This window comes from Roseateles chitinivorans, from assembly GCF_050632145.1.
Lineage (GTDB): Bacteria > Pseudomonadota > Gammaproteobacteria > Burkholderiales > Burkholderiaceae_C > Roseateles > Roseateles chitinivorans_B.
Genome location: NZ_CP192577.1, coordinates 5,395,689 through 5,413,606 on the forward strand (window position 1 = coordinate 5,395,689; position 17,918 = coordinate 5,413,606).

A 17,918-nucleotide genomic window follows, 5' to 3' on the forward strand; every position below is an offset into this window, starting at 1 on the left:
ATTTCTCAGGTCCTATGGTGGTACTGCTTTGGTGCGATGTCGGGCCCATCCCGCCGAAAGCGCCCATCCCAACACTTCCAGGAGACCTGCATGCATTTCCGTGCCCGATCCGCCGGCGCCGCCGCGCTGGCCACGCTGTCGACCGCCATGACCGCCGCGCTGGCCCCCAGCGCCGCCTTCGCCCATGGCGCGCCGGAGTTCCCGATCTCCCGCCAGTACAACTGCTACAAGAACCCGTCGCTGCCGGCCTGTCAGGCGGCGATCGCCTTCGGCGGCGAGCAGGCGATCTACGACTGGAACGGCGTCAACCAGGCCGCCGCCAACGGCAACCACAAGGCGGTGGTGCCCGACCTCAAGATCTGCGCCGGCGGGCAGGAGAAGTTCAAGGGCTTCGACCTGGCGCGTGCGGACTGGCCGAGCACGGCCTATTCGCCGGGCGCCGACGGCAAGTACGAGTACCGCTACAACGCCACCGCGCCGCACCGCTCGCTGAACTGGACCTTCTTCATGACGCGCGACGGCTGGAACCCGACCGCCTCGCCACTGCGCTGGTCGGACCTGGAGCAGGTGCAGCAGCTCGGCCCGGACCAGATCGTCACCTCGGCGTCGGGCAAGACCTACACGATGAAGCTGAGCCTGCCGCGTCGCACCGGCAAGCATCTGCTGTTCTCGGCCTGGCAGCGGGCGGACAGCACCGAGGCGTTCTACGCCTGCTCGGACGTGGACTTCGGCGGCGGCACGACGCCGCCCGGCACGCCGTCGGGCCTGAAGCAGATCGGCCAGGTGTCGGCGGCACAGGACCTGCCGTCGGGCAGCCAGGTGAAGCTGCGCGTGTTCAACAGCGCGGGCAATGACCTGGAGACGATCCCGGTGGCGTTGACCGCCGCGACCAGCAAGGCCGCGTGGCTGGGCCAGCTCGCGACCAAGGTCAACCAGACCTCGGGTTACGTGAAGGTCGGCACCCTGCAAGGCGGCAGCGTCGTCGTGCCCGGCGGCGCGACGGTGATGGACGTCTACCTGCAGAACGCGAACTCGGGCGCAAGCTATGCGCTGGATGTGATCCTGCCGACGCCGCCGACGACGCCACCCACGACGCCTCCGACGACTCCGCCCGGTGCGAGCCGGTGGGCCGAGGGATCGAGCTACACCGCCGGGCAGGTCGTCAGCTACCAGGGCAAGCAGTACCGCTGCCTGCAAGCGCACACGGCCTGGGCCGGCGCGGGCTGGAATCCGGCGGTGTCCGCAACGCTCTGGAAAGCCATCTGAACTGACAGCACCGAGCACCGGCAGAGGGTGCCGGAGGCACCGTGTCGTCAATCGCGTCGCATGCTCCGCATTCCTCCCCGGTGCCCCCGGCACCCTCTGCCGCGATGCGGCATGGTGCTCGGGTGAGTGCGCGAGTGAGGTCGTGGACGGCGGCGCGACGGATGGCGCGTCAGGGCGTCGGGGTCAGTCCTTGAGCCCCAGCAGCGACTTCCCCACCGCCTCGGCCACCTCGATGCCGTCGACCCCGGCGGACATGATCCCGCCGGCGTAGCCGGCGCCCTCGCCGGCCGGGTACAGGCCGCGGACGTTGAGGCTCTGGTAGTCCTTGCCGCGCGTGATGCGCAGCGGCGAGGAGGTGCGCGTCTCGACGCCCGTCAGCACCGCGTCGTTCATCGCGAAGCCGCGGATCTGGCGCTCGAAGGCCGGCAGCGCCTCGCGGATCGCGTCGAGCGCGTACTTCGGCAGGCTGCCGTTGCCCTTCTGCTGCAGGTCGGTCATCGTGACGCCGGGCTTGTAGCTCGGCTCGACGCTGCCCAGCGCCGTGCTGCGCTGGCGCTTGACGAAGTCCCCCACCAGCGCAGCCGGCGCCAGGTAGCTCCCCTCGCCGAGCTCATAGGCGCGCGACTCCCAGAAGCGCTGGAACGCGAAGCCGTCCAGCGGATTGACGGCGCTGCCGTCCTTCTTGCCGTCCTGCCGGTAGTCCTCGGGCGTGATGCCGACGACGATGCCCGCATTGGCGTTGCGCTCGTTGCGCGAGTACTGGCTCATGCCGTTGGTGACGACGCGGTTCGGCTCGGAGGTCGCCGCGACCACGGTGCCGCCGGGGCACATGCAGAAGCTGTAGACCGAGCGCCCGTTGCCCGCGTGATGGACCAGCTTGTAGTCCGCCGCGCCGAGGATCGGATGACCGGCGTTCGGGCCGAAGCGGGCCTTGTCGATGATGGACTGCGGATGCTCGATGCGATAACCGATGGAGAACGGCTTGGCCTCCATGTGGACGCCGCGCTCGTGGAGCATCGTGAAGGTGTCGCGCGCGCTGTGGCCGAGCGCGAGGACGACGTGATCGGCGCGCAGCTGCTCGCCGGTGGCGAGCGTCACGCCGCGCACATGCTGCTGGCCGTCGGCGCCGGGCTCGATGAGCAGGTCGGTGACCTTCTGCTGGAAACGGATCTCGCCGCCGAGGCTTTCGATGTCCGCCCGCATCTTGATGATCATGCTCACCAGACGGAAGGTCCCGATGTGCGGCTTGCTGACGAAGAGGATCTCCTCGGGCGCGCCGGCCTTGACGAACTCGGTCAGGACCTTGCGCGTGAGGAAGCGCGGGTCGGAGATCTGGCTGTAGAGCTTGCCGTCGGAGAAGGTGCCCGCGCCGCCTTCGCCAAACTGGACGTTGGACTCGGGGTCGAGCACGCTTTCGCGCCACAGGCCCCAGGTGTCCTTGGTGCGTTCGCGGACCTGCTTGCCGCGTTCGAGCACGATGGGCCGCAGGCCCATCTGCGCCAGGATCAGCGCGGCGAAGAGGCCGCAGGGGCCGAAGCCGATGACGATCGGACGCGGACGTTCGCCGGCCTCACCAGCGCCGCCGGCGGAAGCGGCGTAGAAATCCGTCGGCGCATGACCGGCGAACTTGTAGTCGGTATCGGGCGAGGGCTTGATGTGCGAGTCGCCGGCGTGGCGCTGGAGCAGCGCGGCTTCGGCGGCGGCGTCGCTGCCCCCGTTGATTTCGCAGTCGACGGAGTAGATCAGGACCATCGCGGTCTTCTTGCGGGCGTCGTAGCTGCGCTTGAAGACGGTGAAGGCGGTGAGCTGCGCGTCGGGGATGCCGAGCCGTTCGACGACGGCGGGGCGCAGCGCCTCCTCGGGGTGGTGGAGGGGCAGGCGGAGTTCGTTGATGCGGATCATGGCGATTGATCGGGCAGCGGCGCGAGGGTCAGGTCATGAGCGCAAGCCATGCGCCTCGCTGAAAACAAAACAGGCCCCGCCGGAGGGCATGGGCCTGTTGTCGGATCGATGGGGAGAGGCTCCCCGCGACCTCAACCCGAGTGCGGACGCTTGCCCGGGTTCTTCTTCGAGCGGGTGTGCGAACCGCGCTCGAGGCTGCTCTTCTGGCCGCGATGCGACGTGACGGTCACGCCGTTCGGTGCGACGGGACGGGGGAAGCCTTGCGATCGGCTTCGGTGATGATCTTGTTGCCCATGTTGGCTCCGGTAAATGAACTGAAAAACACCTGCCCGAAGTCACAGACTCGCCGGCCTCGGACCCGAATGGGCGACCGGTTGCCTGGAGCAGCGTCGGAAATACGGTGAAGGGCGGGAGTTTACACGCGCCGGAGGGGTCTCCGCTCTCCCCCTCCACGGGGACGGCGGCCTGTCAACCGTCCCCCTCGGGTCCGTTGACCGTCGAGCAGGTCGTCGCGAGGATGATCCGCATCCGGCCAGGACGGCGCCTGAGGCATCGGCCGGTCGCACCACAGAGGGAGAAACCATGTCATTTCCGTCCCGATCCGCGGTCGCACAGGCCGTCCTGCTGACAGCCGCGGTCGCCACGCTCATCGGCTGCTCGACCATACCGCGGCAGGCCGGCAACTCGCCCGTCGAGCAGCAGGCGCCCGCCGAGACACGGTCGACCCCGCCCGTCGCCACCACGCCGACGCCGACGCCGATGCCGGCACCGGCCCCCCGGTTACGCGCCGCCTGCGCCCTCCCCGGCGGCGCCCGCCGGGGCGGCGGACTACCGGGTGCGCGCCGCCGCCACGGCCCCGGCCTATGCGCGTCAATGGACGCCGCCCCCGCCGGTCTCGACGGCCAAGTACACCGCCTTCTCCGACAACCCCTGGCAGCGCGCCACCGAACAGCCGGTCTCCACCTTCAGCGCCAGCGTCGACACCGGCAGCTATGCCAATGTCCGCCGCTTCATCAACCGCGGCCAGTTGCCGCCGCAGGATGCAGTGCGGGTCGAGGAACTGGTCAACTACTTCGGCTTCGATGCCCCCGGCCCCGAGGCCGGCGAGCGTGATCCGTTCAAGGTCCGCGCGCAGGTGCTGGCTTCGCCCTGGAACGCCGAGCGCGGCCTGATACGCATCGCCATCAAGGGCAAGGACATCGCGAAGGCCGGCCTGCCGCCGGCGAACCTGGTGTTCCTGGTCGACATCTCGGGCTCGATGGGACCCGAGGATCGGCTGCCGCTGGTGAAGTCGGCGCTGAAGCTGCTGACCGCGCAACTGCGCCCGGTGGACCGCGTGAGCGTCGTGACCTACGCCAGCGGCACACGCGTCGCGTTGCCGCCGACTTCCGGCAACCAGAAGACGGTCATCAACGACGCGATCGACCAGTTGCGCGCCGGCGGCGCCACCTACGGCGAAGGTGGACTGAAGCTCGCCTATGCGCAAGCGCGCGAGTCCTTCATTCCGGAAGGCATCAACCGCGTGCTGCTGGCCACCGACGGCGACCTGAACATCGGCGAGACCAACCAGGAGACGCTCAGGAAGATGATCGAGGGGGAGCGCAAGAGCGGCGTCACGCTGACGGCGCTGGGCGTGGGCCAGTCCAACTTCAATGAAGCGCTGATGAAGAAGCTGGCCGACACCGGCAACGGCAGCTATCACTACCTGGACTCCCTGCAGGAAGCGCACAAGGTGCTGGTCAACGAGATGACGTCGACGCTGGCGACGATCGCGCAGGACCTGAAGCTGCAGGTCGAGTTCAACCCGGCGACGGTGCAGGAGTACCGCCTGATCGGCTACGAGCTGCATGCGCTCAAGCGCGAGGACTTCAACAACGACAAGGTCGACGCGGGCGACATCGGCGCCGGTCACCAGGTCACGGCGCTGTACGAGTTCGTGCCGACGGGCGCGAAGGGCAACGTCGATCCGCTGCGCTACGGCGGTGAGGACAAGGCCGCCAAGGAAACGCCGCGTGTCGGAAAGAACGGCGAACTGGCGTGGATCAAGCTGCGTTACAAGCCGCCGGGCCAGGAGACCAGCCAACTGGTGGAACTGCCGGTCATGAAGCCGGCGGCGATGCCGGCGCTGGCCGCGCAGGACGCCGACACGCGTTTCGCGGTGGCGGTGGCCGCCTGGGGCCAGTGGTTGCGGGGCAGCACGTTGATCGGCGATTACGGCCCGGATCAGTTCGTGCCGCTGGCGCGCGGCGCGCGCGGCGAGGACCGGTACGGCCACCGCGCAGAGTTCGCCAGACTGGCCGAGCTGTCGGCCAGCCTGAAGCGCTGAGGTTTACTCGACCGCGTGACCGCCGGCGTCCAGCGCCGGCGGGCGCATCAGGTCCACGTCCACGCCCATCGCTTCGCTGGCGCGCTCGACGGCCTGCCAGAGCTCGGCAGGCATCTGCAGGATCTCCTCCGGCGAGCTGGCTCTCGCGATCCACGCATCGATCTCCTGGTGCTGCGCCACCGTGATCAGGTCCAGGTTCAACATCTCGTCGATCGTCTTCACTGCGCAATTCCTTCTTGTGGGGGCCGGTGGCAGTGTCGAATCCCGCCCGCTGACGGGGACTGCTGTGGCAGTGCATCCACCGTTTCACCACGCCGACCGATGGATAGTATGCGGGACGATTCACCGTCGAATGCCCCTCCCATCCCTTCGCCCCTGGCCGCCCGTCCGGCAGCGACATGGCGACCCTTCCTACAGACTTCGCCGGCCGCGTCGCCTACTGTGATTGGATGAAGCCAGCCACCCCTTCCCCCGACCGAGCGCCGACCACCGACGACGAGGACACCGTCCCCCTGCTCCTGCGCGGCTTCTCCGTCGTGCACGGCGCGTTGGCGCTGCTCTTCACCGCCATGGCGCTGCTGCTCCTCGCCATCGCGGCGAAGGAAGCCTGGATGGCGCTGCACCTCGACTGGAACGACGAGGCCGCGCAACTGGTCATCGAGGCGATGGGCGTGCTCGCGGCGGCGGTCGTGGCGCTGCAGATCGCGCAGACGATCACCGAAGAGGAAGTGATCCGGACGGCACACATCAGCGCACCGACGCGCGTACGGCGCTTCCTGTCGCGCTTCATGGTCGTCATCGTGGTCGCGCTCGCGATCGAGGCGCTGGTCGCCACCTTCCGCGCCGCGCATTCGGACTCGACGCTGTTGCTGCATGCCGCGGCGATGGTCTTCGCCGTCGGCGCGCTGCTCACCGGCTGGGGGCTGTTCATCCATCTGAACCGCTCCGCCGAGGAACTCGAGCCCGAGGCGATGCAGGAGGCCAAGCGCGAGGATCACAAGCTGAAGTGACCGGCAGATCACCAGATGAAAAAGGGAGGCCCTGGGCCTCCCTTCCTCATCGTCACAGGCGACCCGACGGTCGCGCGACGCGGTCCGTGGCGTGCCGGACTCAGGCCTTGCGGGCCTGCTTGCGACGCGCCACGCCCACGCCCGCCAGCGCCAGGCCGGCCAGCGCCAGCGAAGCCGGCTCGGGAACGCTCTGGCCGTCCACCGACAGCACGTTCAGCGTGCCGTTGGTCGCCGTCATCGTCAGTTGCCAGGCGCCGAAGCGGTTGTCCGGGCCGTCGTAGTTGCGGAAGTAGTTGTTGGCCTGATATCCCGCCAGCGCGTCCTGGACACCGTAGCTCAGCTGACCCAGCGTGATCAGGTAGGTGCCCGCCTGGGAGAAGGTGTAGCCATAGGCGGAGTCGTACGCGTGGACCGAGCCATCGCCGAAGGTCTCGCTGGAATCATCCTGGGCGTACAGCATGTTGCTGCCCTGCAGCAGCATCATGTAGTTGTCGAACCCGGTGATCACGCCGTCGCCGTTCAGGTCGACGCCGGTGGATTCGCGCACCAGCGAATCGAAGAACACATGCGTGCCCGCCGACACGGTGAACGTCACCTGCGAAATCTTGCGGCCGTCGACCTGGCCATTGCCATCGCGGTCGATGTCATGGATGGAGCCCTTGACCACCACCGGGGCCGCTGCGGCGGTGCCCGCCATCACGGTCATGACCAGTGCCATCAACGTCTTCTTGAACATTCCTCTTCCCTCTGTTGTCGTATGAAACGACGTCACAAAAGCAAGGGTCATGCCAAATGCGTAAGTCTTTGATTCGTCTAGACACGATCAAGACCACATCACGATCATGTAAAGATCTTCGACGCTTTTCACGTCCCATCCTGAGACGACATCCGCGTCACCGATTAGGAGGACGCCGATCACCTTCGGGCGCTTGAAGACGCCGATGCCGAAGCCTATGACGTGAGCCCGGCAAGGTATGCGGCTGCGCGTCGGCGCTCAATCGTTCTCGAACGGCAGCGTGTCCAGGAAGTCCTGCGCCTCGACCTTGCGCGCCACCAGCCGCGCGCAGCCCTTCAGGCGCGACAGGTCCTCGGACCGCAGGGCCGGATTCGGCTGGAGGCTGAAGCAGCACACGGTGCCGAAGACGCGGCCGTCCGACAGCACGACCGGCGTGCTCAGGTGCGCGCCGATGGGCACCGGCGTCGGCGGGAGCTTGAGCTCGGCGGCCACGGCGGCGGCGTTGGTCATCAGCTCCGGCGCGCGACCCTCGACGATGCGCTGGCAGTAGCTCTGCTCCAGCGGCGCCGAATCGCCGACCCGCACGTCGATCTCCGACTCGCCGTCGACGAAACGGAACACGCGCTCCCCATCCTGGAACTCCGAGACGAACACCACGTCCATGTTGAGCTGCTCGCGCAGCCCCTCAGCACGCTGGTGATCCGCGCATCGAGTTCCGGATCGAATCCGTCCGCGGTGGCGGCGAGCAGTTCGGAAATCGCGACTTCGAGGGAATGGGCGGTGAACGGACGGTCGTACATCGGGCGAGGACGGCTAGAACGGCGGCTGGAACAGCGGACGGGCTGGATGGAGGGAACATGCTACCGAAGCGCAGCCTGGGGCATGGGACAACGTGCCAGGAAAGTTACAGCTTGTAGGAATTCGCCCTAGCCTGCATGGGCCAGACGGTACAGCCCCACATCCACCCGCCCGGAGCGGAAGCCGGCCTCGCAGTAGCAGAGGTAATACTCCCACAGCCGCTTGAACGGCAGGTCGAATCCCTGCGCCTCGATGGCGGGCCACTCGGCGAGGAAGCGGCGGCGCCATTCGACCAGCGTGGCCGCGTAGCCGCGCCCGAAGCGCGTCTGGGTCGAGAAGCCGAGGCCTGCCTTGCGGGCCTCCTCGGCCATCCGCTCGGGCGTCGGCAGCATGCCGCCGGGAAAGATGCAGCGCTGGATGAAGTCCGGATTCGCGCGGTAGCGCTCGAAGTGCTGCTCGTCGATCGTGATGGCCTGCAGCACCGCCAGGCCGCCGGGCTGGAGCCGGTCCCGCAGCGTCGAGAAGTAGACCGGCCAGTAGGCCTCGCCCACGGCTTCGATCATCTCGATCGACACGATCCGGTCGAAACGGCCCTCGACGTCGCGATAGTCCTGCAGCCTCAGGTCGACCTGGTCGGCCACGCCCCACTGCCGGGCGCGCGCCTGGGCAAAGCGCAGCTGCTCGGTCGACAGCGTCAGGCCGACGACCGCCACGCCGCAGCGCTTGGCCAGCGTCGCCGCCAGCGTGCCCCAGCCGCAGCCGATCTCCAGCACGCGCTGGCCCGCGCGCAGGTCCAGCAGTTCGATGATGCGATCGAGCCGCCGCGCCTGGGCGCGCTCGAGCGAATCGATGTCGATGTCGACGGACGCCCGAGGCGGATTCCCGCCCGTTCCCGCGCCCGCTCCTTCAGGCCGCAGCCCGGGCGGCACCCCGTTCGCATCGTTGTGCTGGTCGTCGTACAGCGCGCTCGAATACAGCATGCTGTCGTCCAGCCACCGTTCGTAGAAGTGGTTGCCGAGGTCGTAGTGCGCGGCGATGTTGTGCCGGCTGCCGCTGCGCGTATTGGCATTCGCACGATGCAGCAGACGCGCGAACCAGCGCGCCGGGCCGCGCGTCTGCGCGACGCTGCCCAGCGCGGCCTCGTTGGCGATCCCGAACGACAGCAGCGCCGTCAGGTCGGGCGTGCTCCAGTCGCCGTCCCGGTAGGAGAACGCCAGGCCCAGATCGCCCTGCAGCAGCAGCCGGATCGCCGGTCGCCAACGATGCAGGTGCAGCACCGCGGCGGGGCCGGGATACGGGCCCACGGCCTCGACACAACGCCCGTCGGGCAGCGTCAGCGCCAGTCGGCCCTGCTGGATGCGTGACAGCAAACGCCGCAGCGTGTCGTGGCGCGCACCGAGCCGGTCGCCGCCCAGGATCGCGGGGGTGATCTCGAGGACCGCGGGGGCGGTCATGAACGAGCTCTCTTCATGCATGCGAGGTCGCCTTGGAGGGGTCGGCCGGTGAAGCCGGTGAAGTCTGCGGGGCCGCGCGGGCCGGTTCAGGTCGGGTCGGTCCGCTCGCACGGACGATGGTCATCGGGCGATCCGGCGCGGCAGGCCGCTCATGCAGCCGGGCGCCCTTCAGCCACAGCCGCAGCGCCTCCCAATGGATGCCGACCACGACCTTGAGCGTCAGCAACGGGTGGGTCACGAGCAGCCGCAGCAGTGCGCCGTCGCTCAGCGGCACCCGCGTCGCGTCGAGTCGCGCATTGAGGACCGCCGCGCCCAGGTCGCCGCCGTCGTTGCCCCCGTCGTCGCTTCCGTGGTCGCCCCCATGGCCACCCACGCCGCCGCTTCTGTCGTCCCCGTCCTGATGAACGCTGACCCCGATGGAGAGCCGCTCGCGCGGCGGCTCGATCCTGAACCGGTAGGTCAACGCCATGCCGAGGAACGGCGACACGTACAGCTGCTTGCCGCTGCGCTGCTCGACGACGGCCGCCTCGCGCTGCGCCTCGTCGACCTCGATCAGGTAGCTGTGCCGCTCGCCGAAGGTGTTGTTGACCTCGTAGACGATCGCGCGCAGCGGACCGTCCGGCGCATGGCAGAACCAGACGCTCAGCGGATTGAAGACATGGCCGAGCAGGCGCGGCATCGCGAGCAGCCGGATCGCGCCGCCGATCGGCAGGCCCGCCAGCGCGAGACGCGCGTCGATGTAGGCGCGCAGGCCGGGGACGTCCGTGGCCGTGCCGTCGCCATGATCGGACGGCCGGAAACTGAAGAGGTTGAAGCGCCTCACCGAGAACCAGCGCAACCGGGCATGGAGCGCGGGCAGTTCGTCCAGGTCCAGCAGCAGCGTGAACATCCGGTATTGCAGGCGGTGCCGCAGCGGCCGCAGCCGCTGGTGCATCACCGGCCCGCGATAGATCGCCGAGTGCAGGTCCGCGTCCGGCCGTCTGCTCATGCGGCCACCGTCCGCGGCAGGTGGATGCGATCGGACTCGCCCGCGACGGTCCAGGGTCGGCGCACGCCGCCGAGCGCCTCGGCCACCGCGAGCCCGGCCTGCAGCCCGTCCTCATGGAACCCGGACCCGAAATAGGCGCCGCAGAACCAGGTGCGCTGCTGGCCCTGCAGCGACCAGAGCTCGCGTTGCGCCGCGATCGCGACGGCGTCGAAGCGCGGGTGCTCGTAGACGTCGGTGCGGATCAGGTGCTCCGGCTTGGGTGCCACCGACGGGTTCAGCGACACGAACAGCGGCGACGCGCCGCGGCCCTGGGGCAGATGCGGCTGCAGCCGGTTCATCCAGTAGGTGACCGTCGGCGGCAGCTGGAAGAGGTCGTCGCGCTGCCCGGCGAGGTAGTTCCAGCTCGACCACACGGCCCGACGGCGCGGCATCAGCGCGGGATCGCGGTGCAGCACCGCGAGGTTGCGCGTGTAGGCGAACGCGCCAAGCAGCCGCTGCTCGGTCGCCGTCGGCGCCGTCAGCATGCGCAGCGACTGGTCCGCGTGCGTGGCCAGCACCACGTGGTCGAAGGTCGGCGTCCAGGCGCCGCGCCGCGTGCGCAGCCGCACGCCGCCGAGCTCGCGGGCGACGGCGATGACCGGCTCGTCGCGGTGGAGCCGGTCCTCGAGGCCCCGCGTCAGCCGCCGCACGTACTCGCGGCTGCCGCCGTCCACCGTCCGCCAGACCGGCCGGTCGGCGAGTTTCAGCAGCCCATGGTTCTCGCAGAAGCGCACGAACGCCGCCACCGGATAACGCCCGATGTCCGCCGCCGACGACGACCAGATCGCCGCCCCCATCGGGTAGAGGTGGTCATCGCGGAAGGCGCGGCCGTAGCCGCGCGCGTCCAGGTAGTCGTCGAGCGCCAGGTCGCCGCACTCGGCGGCGTCGCGGGGCGCCTCGCGGTAGAAGCGCAGCAGGTCGCGCAGCATCCCCCAGAAGCGCGGACGCAGCAGGTTGCGGCGCTGGGCGAAGAGTCCGTTGAGGTCGGTCCCCGCGTATTCCAGCCCGCCGTCGTTCAGGCTCACCGCGAAGGACATGTCCGAGGCCCTCGTCGGCACGTCCAGGTGACGGAACAGCGCGCTCAGGTTGGGATAGGCGGGCTCGTTGTAGACGATGAAGCCGGTGTCGACCGGCACCTGCAGCAGCCCGCAGGGCGCGTCGACCGTGTGGCTGTGGCCGCCGATGCGGCCGTCCGCCTCGAAGACCTGCACGTCGTGCCGCTGCGACAGCAGCCACGCACAGGACAGGCCGGAGATCCCGGCGCCGACGACGGCCACCCGCAACCGGCGTCCTTCCTCGAGGAGCGGCATGGGCAGGCTGGGGTGGTCGTCGGGGCGGTCCATGGGCGCGTGGGGGTGATGGGCGGTCTGTGACTCTCTGGCGCTTCTACGCGGACGGCCGCGTTTTGGATTCCTCCACCGTGAAGGAACACCGCCCGCCCGGGCGAGGGTCGCCCGCGTGGTGGCCGCCCCCGAGTCGAGCGATGATCCGGAACGTCGTCCGCCGCGTAAGAGCGTCCATGGGCCCCTTGCGACGCGACGAACCGACCTCGGCCCCGGCCCTTCCGCCGGGCGCCGGGCCCGTGTCCGCCATGTCCTTGAACGCCGCGTCGACGCCAGCGCCCCGCCGCACGTCCCCGCCGAAAGCCCGCCACTTGAAGATCGTCCCGATCGATCCCGACCGCAGCGCGCCGCCGTCCCCGCCCGGGGACGACTGGCCGGCGCTGATGCGCCGCGTGGCCGAGCTGCAGGACCGCGACGCTTTCGGCCGGCTGTTCTCCCACTTCGCGCCGCGGGTGAAGAGCTACCTGATCCGCACCGGCAGCACCGACGGCGCCGCCGAGGACCTGGCGCAGGACGCGCTGGTGATGGTCTGGCGCAAGGCCGCGCTCTTCGATCCGAAGCAGGCGGCGGTCTCGACCTGGATCTTCACGATCGCGCGCCGGCTGCGCATCGACGCCGCCCGGCGCCACCTGCTGGACGGCGCCGGCGACGAGTGTTTCGAATTCGACCGGCTCGAGGCCGACCAGCCCGGCGTCGCCGAACACGCCGACGCGGCGCGGCTGTCGCGCCGCGTGCGGGAGGCGCTCACCCGTCTCCCGCCCGAGCAGGCGCAGGTGTTGCGCTTGTCTTTCTACGACGACGAACCGCATGCCCGCATCGCGGCCGAACTCGGCCTGCCGCTGGGCACCGTCAAGTCGCGGATCCGGCTGGCCGTGGCGCACCTGCGCCGGCTGATCGACCTCTGATGTCCCGACTCCTGCTGCCCTCCCCGACCATGCTCCCGTCCCCCGACATCCGCCATCACCCCGCCGACGAGCTGCTGCTGTCGCTCGTCAGCGGCGCGTTGCCGATCGGCCTGCGGCTGGTCACCGAGACCCACCTGGAGCTGTGCCCGGTCTGCCGGGAACGTGTGGCGACGTTGCGCGCGCTCGGCGGCGTGATCCTGGAGGAACAACCGGAGGCGACGATGCGCGAGGATGCGCTCGCGCGCGCCTTCGACCGCATCGACCGGCTGGCGCGCAATGAGCGCGCCGTCGGCACGCCGGTACCGCGCAAGGTGCCGGCCCCGCCGCCGCTGCCGGCCGGCGCGGTCTGGCCGAAGGCGCTGGAAGGCTGCAGCGCGACGCGCTGGCGCTGGCTGGGCCCCGGCATGCGCTGGAGCCGCGTGACCGTGCCGGATGCGCCCGAGGCCAACGTCTTCCTGCTGCGCATCGGCGCCGGCAAGTACCTGCCGCAGCACACGCACCGCGGCACCGAGCTGACCCAGATCATCTACGGCCGGTTCCATGACGGCCGGGCGCTGTTCGGGCCGGGGGATTTCGACCTCGCCGACGACGAGGTCCACCATCAACCGGTGGTCCAGGACGGCAGCGAGTGCATCTGCGTGGCGGCCGTCGAGGGCCGCCTGCACTTCGACGGGGTCATCGCCCGCTGGTTCGGATCGCTCGTCGGCATGTGAGCGCGGTGAGCGCCGAGGCGATTGCGGCGGAGACGCCGCTGACGGTCGTGCCCCAGACCAGGTCGATGACCGTCACGTGCCAGGGCCAATCGCGCAGCGTGGCCTGGTTGGTGAAATCGTAGGTCGCGTAGGCGAGGAAACCGAACAGCGCGCCGCGGCCGAGCGCCCCGGCGAACGGGCGCCCCGCCAAGGCCGGCGCGATCGCGAAGAACACCAGCCCGCCGACGTACAGCGGATAGAACACCGCCACGGCACGCCAGTCGATGGTGGCCGCCATCAGATGCCCGATGGCCGGCTGGTACAACGCGCTCGAGCTGAGGCTCAGCCAGACCGCGTCCATCGCAAGGAACACGACGAGCGTGAGGACATAGGCGAGCGGCCAGCGCCAGGCCGGCGCTCGCGTGGGGATCGGATCGTCGCGAAAGCTCATGGGGGTCTCCGGTTCAAGGCAGGCGATAGCTCAGCACACGATCGCCCTTCACCTGCGCGTCGAGTCCGATCCAGCGCCCATCGGCGCGATCGCGCCACAGCGTCAGCACCTGGCGCGCGGGCGAGGACTTGCCTGACGAGGTCGCCGTCGCCGTCGACGTGATGCGCCACCGCGACGCGTCGACGTCGCGGCCGCCTGCCGGGACGGTCGCATCGGGCAGACGTTCGATGCGGACCTCGTCCACCTCGCCGGTCTGCGGATTCAGCAGGCGCTGTTGTCGGATCAGCCCGGGATGCCAGTACGCGTAGCTCATGAGGCAGGCCGGTTCGCCAGACGCTGCGGACGCCACGGGCGCTACGGAGGTGACGGAGGTGGCGGAAGTGGCGGAGGACGCTGCAGGCATCGTGGGTTCCCACCGCCGGTCCACCTGGACAGGTTTCCCGTCGTCGTCGGTGCGGCTGCGGATCTCCTGCAGGCAATCGCCGCGCCAGCGCTCGCGCGCCTCGTGGCGATAGCGGAAGACGGTGATGCCGAGCAGCTTGACGTCGAAGGCGGCGATGCTGGTGACCTCGCGCGCCGCCTCGGGGCCGTCGACGGTGAAGCGGTGCGTGCCGATCGGCTTGCCGTCCAGGCGCACCTCGAAGTTCCAGGTCTCGGCGCGAGCCGATGCTGCCAGTCCGGCGGCTCCGGCCGTCACGACGGACACGGCGACCATGACACGCATGACGCGCATGAATGCGCCGACGGCCGCAACGCGGGCGGCCATCGGGGAAGCGTGCGTCGACGAGGCTGCGGTCATCGTGCGGCCTCGCGCTTCGGCGGCCACGGAATGAAGGCGCTCGTGCGCGCGATGTAGTCGCGATATGCAGGGCGACGCTCGCCGATGTCCTGTTCCAGCAGCGTGACGCCGGAGACCTTCAGCAGCAGGATCGTCATCAGCAACGGCGAGACCAAGGCCCAGGCGCCGGCCCACCCGCCGGCGGCCAGGCCCATCACGCCGAGCCCCCACCAGACACAGGTCTCTCCGAAGTAGTTGGGATGGCGCGAGTAGCGCCACAACCCTCGATCCATGACCTGTCCGTGATGGGCCGGATCGCGGCGGAAGCGCGCGAGCTGCGCGTCGGCGACCGTCTCGACGAGCAGCCCACCCGCCGCGAGCGCGGCGCCGAGGCCGTCCCACACGCCCCAAGGCGCCGTGCCCGGCGCGCTGGCCACGAGCATCGGCCAGCCGACGATCCATCCGAGCACCGCCTGCAGCAGGAACACGAGCCAGAGACTCTTGAGCGCGAAGTTCGGTTGGTTGCGCTCGCGGATGGCCTGATAACGACGGTCCTCGCCGTGACCCCAGTTGCGGATCGTGACGTAGACGCCGAGTCGCACCGCCCAGGCGAGCGTGATCGCGAGCATGACGTCGGCGCGCGCGTCGCCGCCGGTCTTCCACACATAGAACGCGACGGGAATCGCGATGAACGCCGACCAGACGCGATCGGCAAGACTCGCGTCGCGCAGCGGGAGACTGGCGAGCCAGGTCGGCACCGCGATGACGACGGCGATCAGCAGACCCGTGAGGCCCAGCGCGGGCGTGGCCGGCAGCGATTCGAGGAATGCCATGGCGGTGGCCTCAGCGCCGCGGCGCGAAGAGGTAGTGGCTGACCCACCACTGCTGGCCGCGGTCGTAGCCGAACAGCTCCTCGACGGACAGCAGGAAGAGCCGCCAGCGCTGCCACCACATCGGTGCGTCCTTGGCGCCGTAGACCGATTCGAAGACCGGCCACAGCGCGGCGCGCTGCGCGTCGAAGCGCTCCAGCCAGGCGGCGGCGGTGCGCGCGTAGTGGCGCCCGTCCCAGCGCCAGCGTTCCTGCAGCGCGAGGTCGTCCTGGCACAGCAGCGCGAGGTCGTCGCTGGGCATCATCCCGCCGGAGAAGAAGTACTGGCTCATCCAGTCGGTCGCGTCCCGCACCTCGAAGGCGTACGGCGCCTCGCGATGCGCGAAGACATGCATGAAGAAGCGGCCGTCATCGCGCAGCCAGCCGGCGACCTTGCGGAACGCGCGCGGCCAGTTGCGCAGATGCTCGAACATCTCGACGGACACGACGCGGTCGAAGCGGCGGTCGAGGCTGCCGTCCTCGCCGAACGCGTTGAAGTCGCAGGTCACCACGCGCAGGTTGCGCAGCCCGCGCGCCTCGGCCTGGCCCTCGATGAAGGCGCGCTGCGAGGCCGAGTTCGACACGGCGAGGATCTCCGCGGCAGGGAAGCGCGCGGCCATCCACAGGCTCAGCGAGCCCCAGCCGCAACCGAGCTCGAGGATGCGCTGCCCGTCGGCGAGCCCGGCGCGCGCGACGGTGGCCTCGAGCGCCGCCTCCTCGGCGGCCTCGAGCGTGTCGACGCCCTCCGGCCACCAGCAGCAGCTGTACTTGCGCTGGGGGCCGAGCATCGCCTCGAACAACGCCGCGGGCAGCTCGTAATGCTGCTCGTTGGCCTTGTCCGTCTGCACGGCCAGCGGCGCCGCGCGCAGCGAGGCCAGGAAGGACTGCGTCAGCGCGGCGGCTGTCTCGTAGTCATGATGATGCGATTCATCGAGGCGCTGGCGCAACAGGCGGCGGATGCCCAGCCGCACGGCGGCCTCCGGCAGCAGGCCGCGCTCGGCGAGCCGGACAGCGATCGAGGAGATGTCGAGATCCATGGGGGCGCCTGGAAGCGGAGGACCGGCTCTATACGCAAGACCCGCCGATCTGGATCTCCGGGCGTTGATGCGATTTCCCGAGCGCTGGCGCGATCAGCGGAGGACGCCGGGCGCTGGCGGCGCTGGACGGCACCGGCCAAGGCCTGATCGGCCGACGTCGGGACGAGCCTTGAAGCGACGCGAGACGAGGCGGTCGCGACCTTCCACTGTTTGGCGCCGGCAAACACTGCTTGTGCGAACTGGCTGTTTATCGGTGATCGTCGAATTCCTACAGTGGCTGCATCCGCCATCACTTTGAAGGAACGCCTTTCATGAGTACCCGCGACGTCGTCTTTCCGCCCAACCGTCACGCCCTGTACGAGCTGCATCGTTATTCCCCGGCCATCCGGTCCAATGGCCTGCTGTTCGTGTCGGGCCAGGTCGGCAGCCGGGCCGACGGCTCTCCCGAACCGGAACTCGACGACCAGGTCCGCCTCGCGTTCAGGAATCTCAATGCGATCCTGGCCGAGGCCGGCTGCACCTTCGCCGACGTCATCGACGTGACGGTCTTCATGGTGGACCCGCACACCCGTTTCGAGCGCGCCTGGGAAGTCGCCGCCGAGTTCTGGGGCGAAGCGCCCTACCCGACCGCCACCGCCATCGGCGTCACCTGGCTGGCGGGCTTCCAGTTCGAGATCAAGGTCATCGCCAAGCTGCCTGAATCCGCATGCAGCTGAGGGACACTGGGGCGCAACGACTGCCCCCGTGAGCCCTGACGATGAGCATCTCCGCACGACGCCTCGCCCGACCCGAAGACCTGGAAGCAGTCTTCGCGATCTACTCGCATCCCAAGGTCGATCCCTACCTGACCTACGAGCCGATGGACCTCGCGTCCTTCGTGCCGATCTACGAGGAACTCGTGCGCAGCGGCGCCTTCTGGATCTGGGAAGTGGACGGCGAGATCGCCGGCTTCTACCGGGCGACGCGTTATCCGGGCCGCGTCAACCATGTGCTCCTGCTGGGCACATTGGCCGTCGATCCGCGGCGCCATGGCCAGGGTGTAGGCCGGGCCATGATCGACGACGCCCTGCGCCACTTCCGCGAGGCCGGCATCCGCCGCGTCGAGCTCTACGCCGAGACCGACAACGGCCAGGCGCTGGCCTTCTACAAGCGGCTCGGTTTCGTCGTCGAAGGGACGCTCAGGGACTTCTACAAGCGCGCCGATCAGGCGCACTATGTCGACGAGCATGTGCTGGGGTTGCTGCTGGTGTGATCCGGCGTGTGATCCGGCGCGACCCGCCATCGCTCTGACTGGGCGAAGCCATCGCCAGGGCCGCACGGCCCGT

The 17,918-nt window shown here is 69.4% G+C and carries 18 protein-coding genes; 7 read left to right on the top strand and 11 right to left on the bottom strand.

Annotated elements, in window-relative coordinates:
• The first annotated feature begins 90 nt into the window (after positions 1-90).
• Entirely contained in the window at positions 91-1,266 is a 1,176-nt protein-coding gene (locus tag ACQ86G_RS24800) for a lytic polysaccharide monooxygenase (protein ID WP_431257787.1), read from the top strand.
• A 183-nt stretch (positions 1,267-1,449) separates the two neighbouring features.
• Here ACQ86G_RS24800 and ACQ86G_RS24805 read toward each other — a convergent pair whose 3' ends face one another.
• The gene (locus ACQ86G_RS24805; protein WP_431257788.1) at positions 1,450-3,168 is read right to left on the bottom strand and encodes an NAD(P)/FAD-dependent oxidoreductase; all 1,719 of its coding nucleotides are present in this window, start codon (positions 3,166-3,168) and stop codon (positions 1,450-1,452) included.
• Between the two features lie 835 nt (positions 3,169-4,003).
• Between ACQ86G_RS24805 and ACQ86G_RS24810 the strand changes: the two genes are divergently transcribed.
• On the top strand, positions 4,004-5,494 hold the full coding sequence (locus ACQ86G_RS24810; protein ID WP_431257789.1) for a vWA domain-containing protein: 1,491 nt from the start codon (positions 4,004-4,006) through the stop codon (positions 5,492-5,494).
• Between the two features lie 3 nt (positions 5,495-5,497).
• On the opposite strand, the gene ACQ86G_RS24815 is transcribed toward ACQ86G_RS24810, so the two are convergent.
• On the bottom strand, positions 5,498-5,716 hold the full coding sequence (locus tag ACQ86G_RS24815; protein ID WP_331616236.1) for a hypothetical protein: 219 nt from the start codon (positions 5,714-5,716) through the stop codon (positions 5,498-5,500).
• A gap of 347 nt (positions 5,717-6,063) precedes the next feature.
• On the opposite strand from ACQ86G_RS24815, the gene ACQ86G_RS24820 reads away from it, so the two are divergent.
• The gene (locus tag ACQ86G_RS24820; RefSeq protein WP_431053265.1) at positions 6,064-6,504 is read left to right on the top strand and encodes a hypothetical protein; all 441 of its coding nucleotides are present in this window, start codon (positions 6,064-6,066) and stop codon (positions 6,502-6,504) included.
• Between the two features lie 100 nt (positions 6,505-6,604).
• Here ACQ86G_RS24820 and ACQ86G_RS24825 read toward each other — a convergent pair whose 3' ends face one another.
• From ACQ86G_RS24825 to ACQ86G_RS24845, 5 genes are all read right to left on the bottom strand, one after another.
• Positions 6,605-7,240, bottom strand: a complete 636-nt coding sequence (locus ACQ86G_RS24825) for a DVUA0089 family protein (protein WP_431257790.1) — start codon at positions 7,238-7,240, stop codon at positions 6,605-6,607.
• A 258-nt stretch (positions 7,241-7,498) separates the two neighbouring features.
• On the bottom strand, positions 7,499-7,966 hold the full coding sequence (locus ACQ86G_RS24830) for a GAF domain-containing protein (RefSeq protein ID WP_431261491.1): 468 nt from the start codon (positions 7,964-7,966) through the stop codon (positions 7,499-7,501).
• Positions 7,967-8,166: 200 nt separating this feature from the next.
• On the bottom strand, positions 8,167-9,492 hold the full coding sequence (locus ACQ86G_RS24835) for a class I SAM-dependent methyltransferase (RefSeq protein WP_431257791.1): 1,326 nt from the start codon (positions 9,490-9,492) through the stop codon (positions 8,167-8,169).
• A gap of 13 nt (positions 9,493-9,505) precedes the next feature.
• Positions 9,506-10,480: a DUF1365 domain-containing protein gene (locus tag ACQ86G_RS24840; protein ID WP_431257792.1), complete on the bottom strand. Its 975-nt coding sequence runs from the start codon at positions 10,478-10,480 to the stop codon at positions 9,506-9,508.
• Positions 10,477-11,862 carry an NAD(P)/FAD-dependent oxidoreductase gene (locus ACQ86G_RS24845; protein ID WP_431257793.1) on the bottom strand — a complete coding sequence of 462 codons (1,386 nt, stop codon included), beginning with the start codon at positions 11,860-11,862 and terminating at the stop codon, positions 10,477-10,479. Before ACQ86G_RS24845 ends, ACQ86G_RS24840 begins: the two co-directional genes overlap by 4 nt.
• A 311-nt stretch (positions 11,863-12,173) precedes the next feature.
• Between ACQ86G_RS24845 and ACQ86G_RS24850 the strand changes: the two genes are divergently transcribed.
• Positions 12,174-12,767 carry a sigma-70 family RNA polymerase sigma factor gene (locus tag ACQ86G_RS24850; protein ID WP_431257794.1) on the top strand — a complete coding sequence of 198 codons (594 nt, stop codon included), beginning with the start codon at positions 12,174-12,176 and terminating at the stop codon, positions 12,765-12,767.
• A 29-nt stretch (positions 12,768-12,796) separates the two neighbouring features.
• Entirely contained in the window at positions 12,797-13,480 is a 684-nt protein-coding gene (locus tag ACQ86G_RS24855) for a ChrR family anti-sigma-E factor (protein ID WP_431257795.1), read from the top strand.
• Here the strand turns inward: ACQ86G_RS24855 and ACQ86G_RS24860 are convergent.
• From ACQ86G_RS24860 to ACQ86G_RS24875, 4 genes are read right to left on the bottom strand one after another with little or no spacing between them, the layout of a single operon-like run.
• Positions 13,443-13,910 (bottom strand): DUF2177 family protein, encoded by a 468-nt coding sequence (locus ACQ86G_RS24860; protein ID WP_431257796.1) that lies wholly within the window; start codon positions 13,908-13,910, stop codon positions 13,443-13,445. The genes ACQ86G_RS24855 and ACQ86G_RS24860 overlap by 38 nt on opposite strands.
• A 13-nt stretch (positions 13,911-13,923) precedes the next feature.
• A complete protein-coding gene (locus ACQ86G_RS24865; RefSeq protein WP_431257797.1) occupies positions 13,924-14,709 on the bottom strand; it encodes a DUF6134 family protein in 786 nt (261 codons plus the stop codon).
• Complete coding sequence (locus tag ACQ86G_RS24870; protein WP_431257798.1) at positions 14,706-15,521, bottom strand: DUF1295 domain-containing protein; 816 nt, start codon at positions 15,519-15,521, stop codon at positions 14,706-14,708. The genes ACQ86G_RS24865 and ACQ86G_RS24870 overlap by 4 nt, the downstream gene beginning before the upstream one ends.
• Positions 15,522-15,531: 10 nt before the next feature.
• Complete coding sequence (locus ACQ86G_RS24875; RefSeq protein WP_431257799.1) at positions 15,532-16,593, bottom strand: SAM-dependent methyltransferase; 1,062 nt, start codon at positions 16,591-16,593, stop codon at positions 15,532-15,534.
• A gap of 311 nt (positions 16,594-16,904) precedes the next feature.
• On the opposite strand from ACQ86G_RS24875, the gene ACQ86G_RS24880 reads away from it, so the two are divergent.
• Together ACQ86G_RS24880 and ACQ86G_RS24885 are read left to right on the top strand one after the other, a co-directional pair.
• Positions 16,905-17,309 (top strand): RidA family protein, encoded by a 405-nt coding sequence (locus ACQ86G_RS24880; RefSeq protein ID WP_431257800.1) that lies wholly within the window; start codon positions 16,905-16,907, stop codon positions 17,307-17,309.
• 41 nt (positions 17,310-17,350) lie between these two features.
• On the top strand, positions 17,351-17,845 hold the full coding sequence (locus ACQ86G_RS24885) for a GNAT family N-acetyltransferase (RefSeq protein WP_431257801.1): 495 nt from the start codon (positions 17,351-17,353) through the stop codon (positions 17,843-17,845).
• The last annotated feature ends 73 nt before the right edge of the window (positions 17,846-17,918 follow it).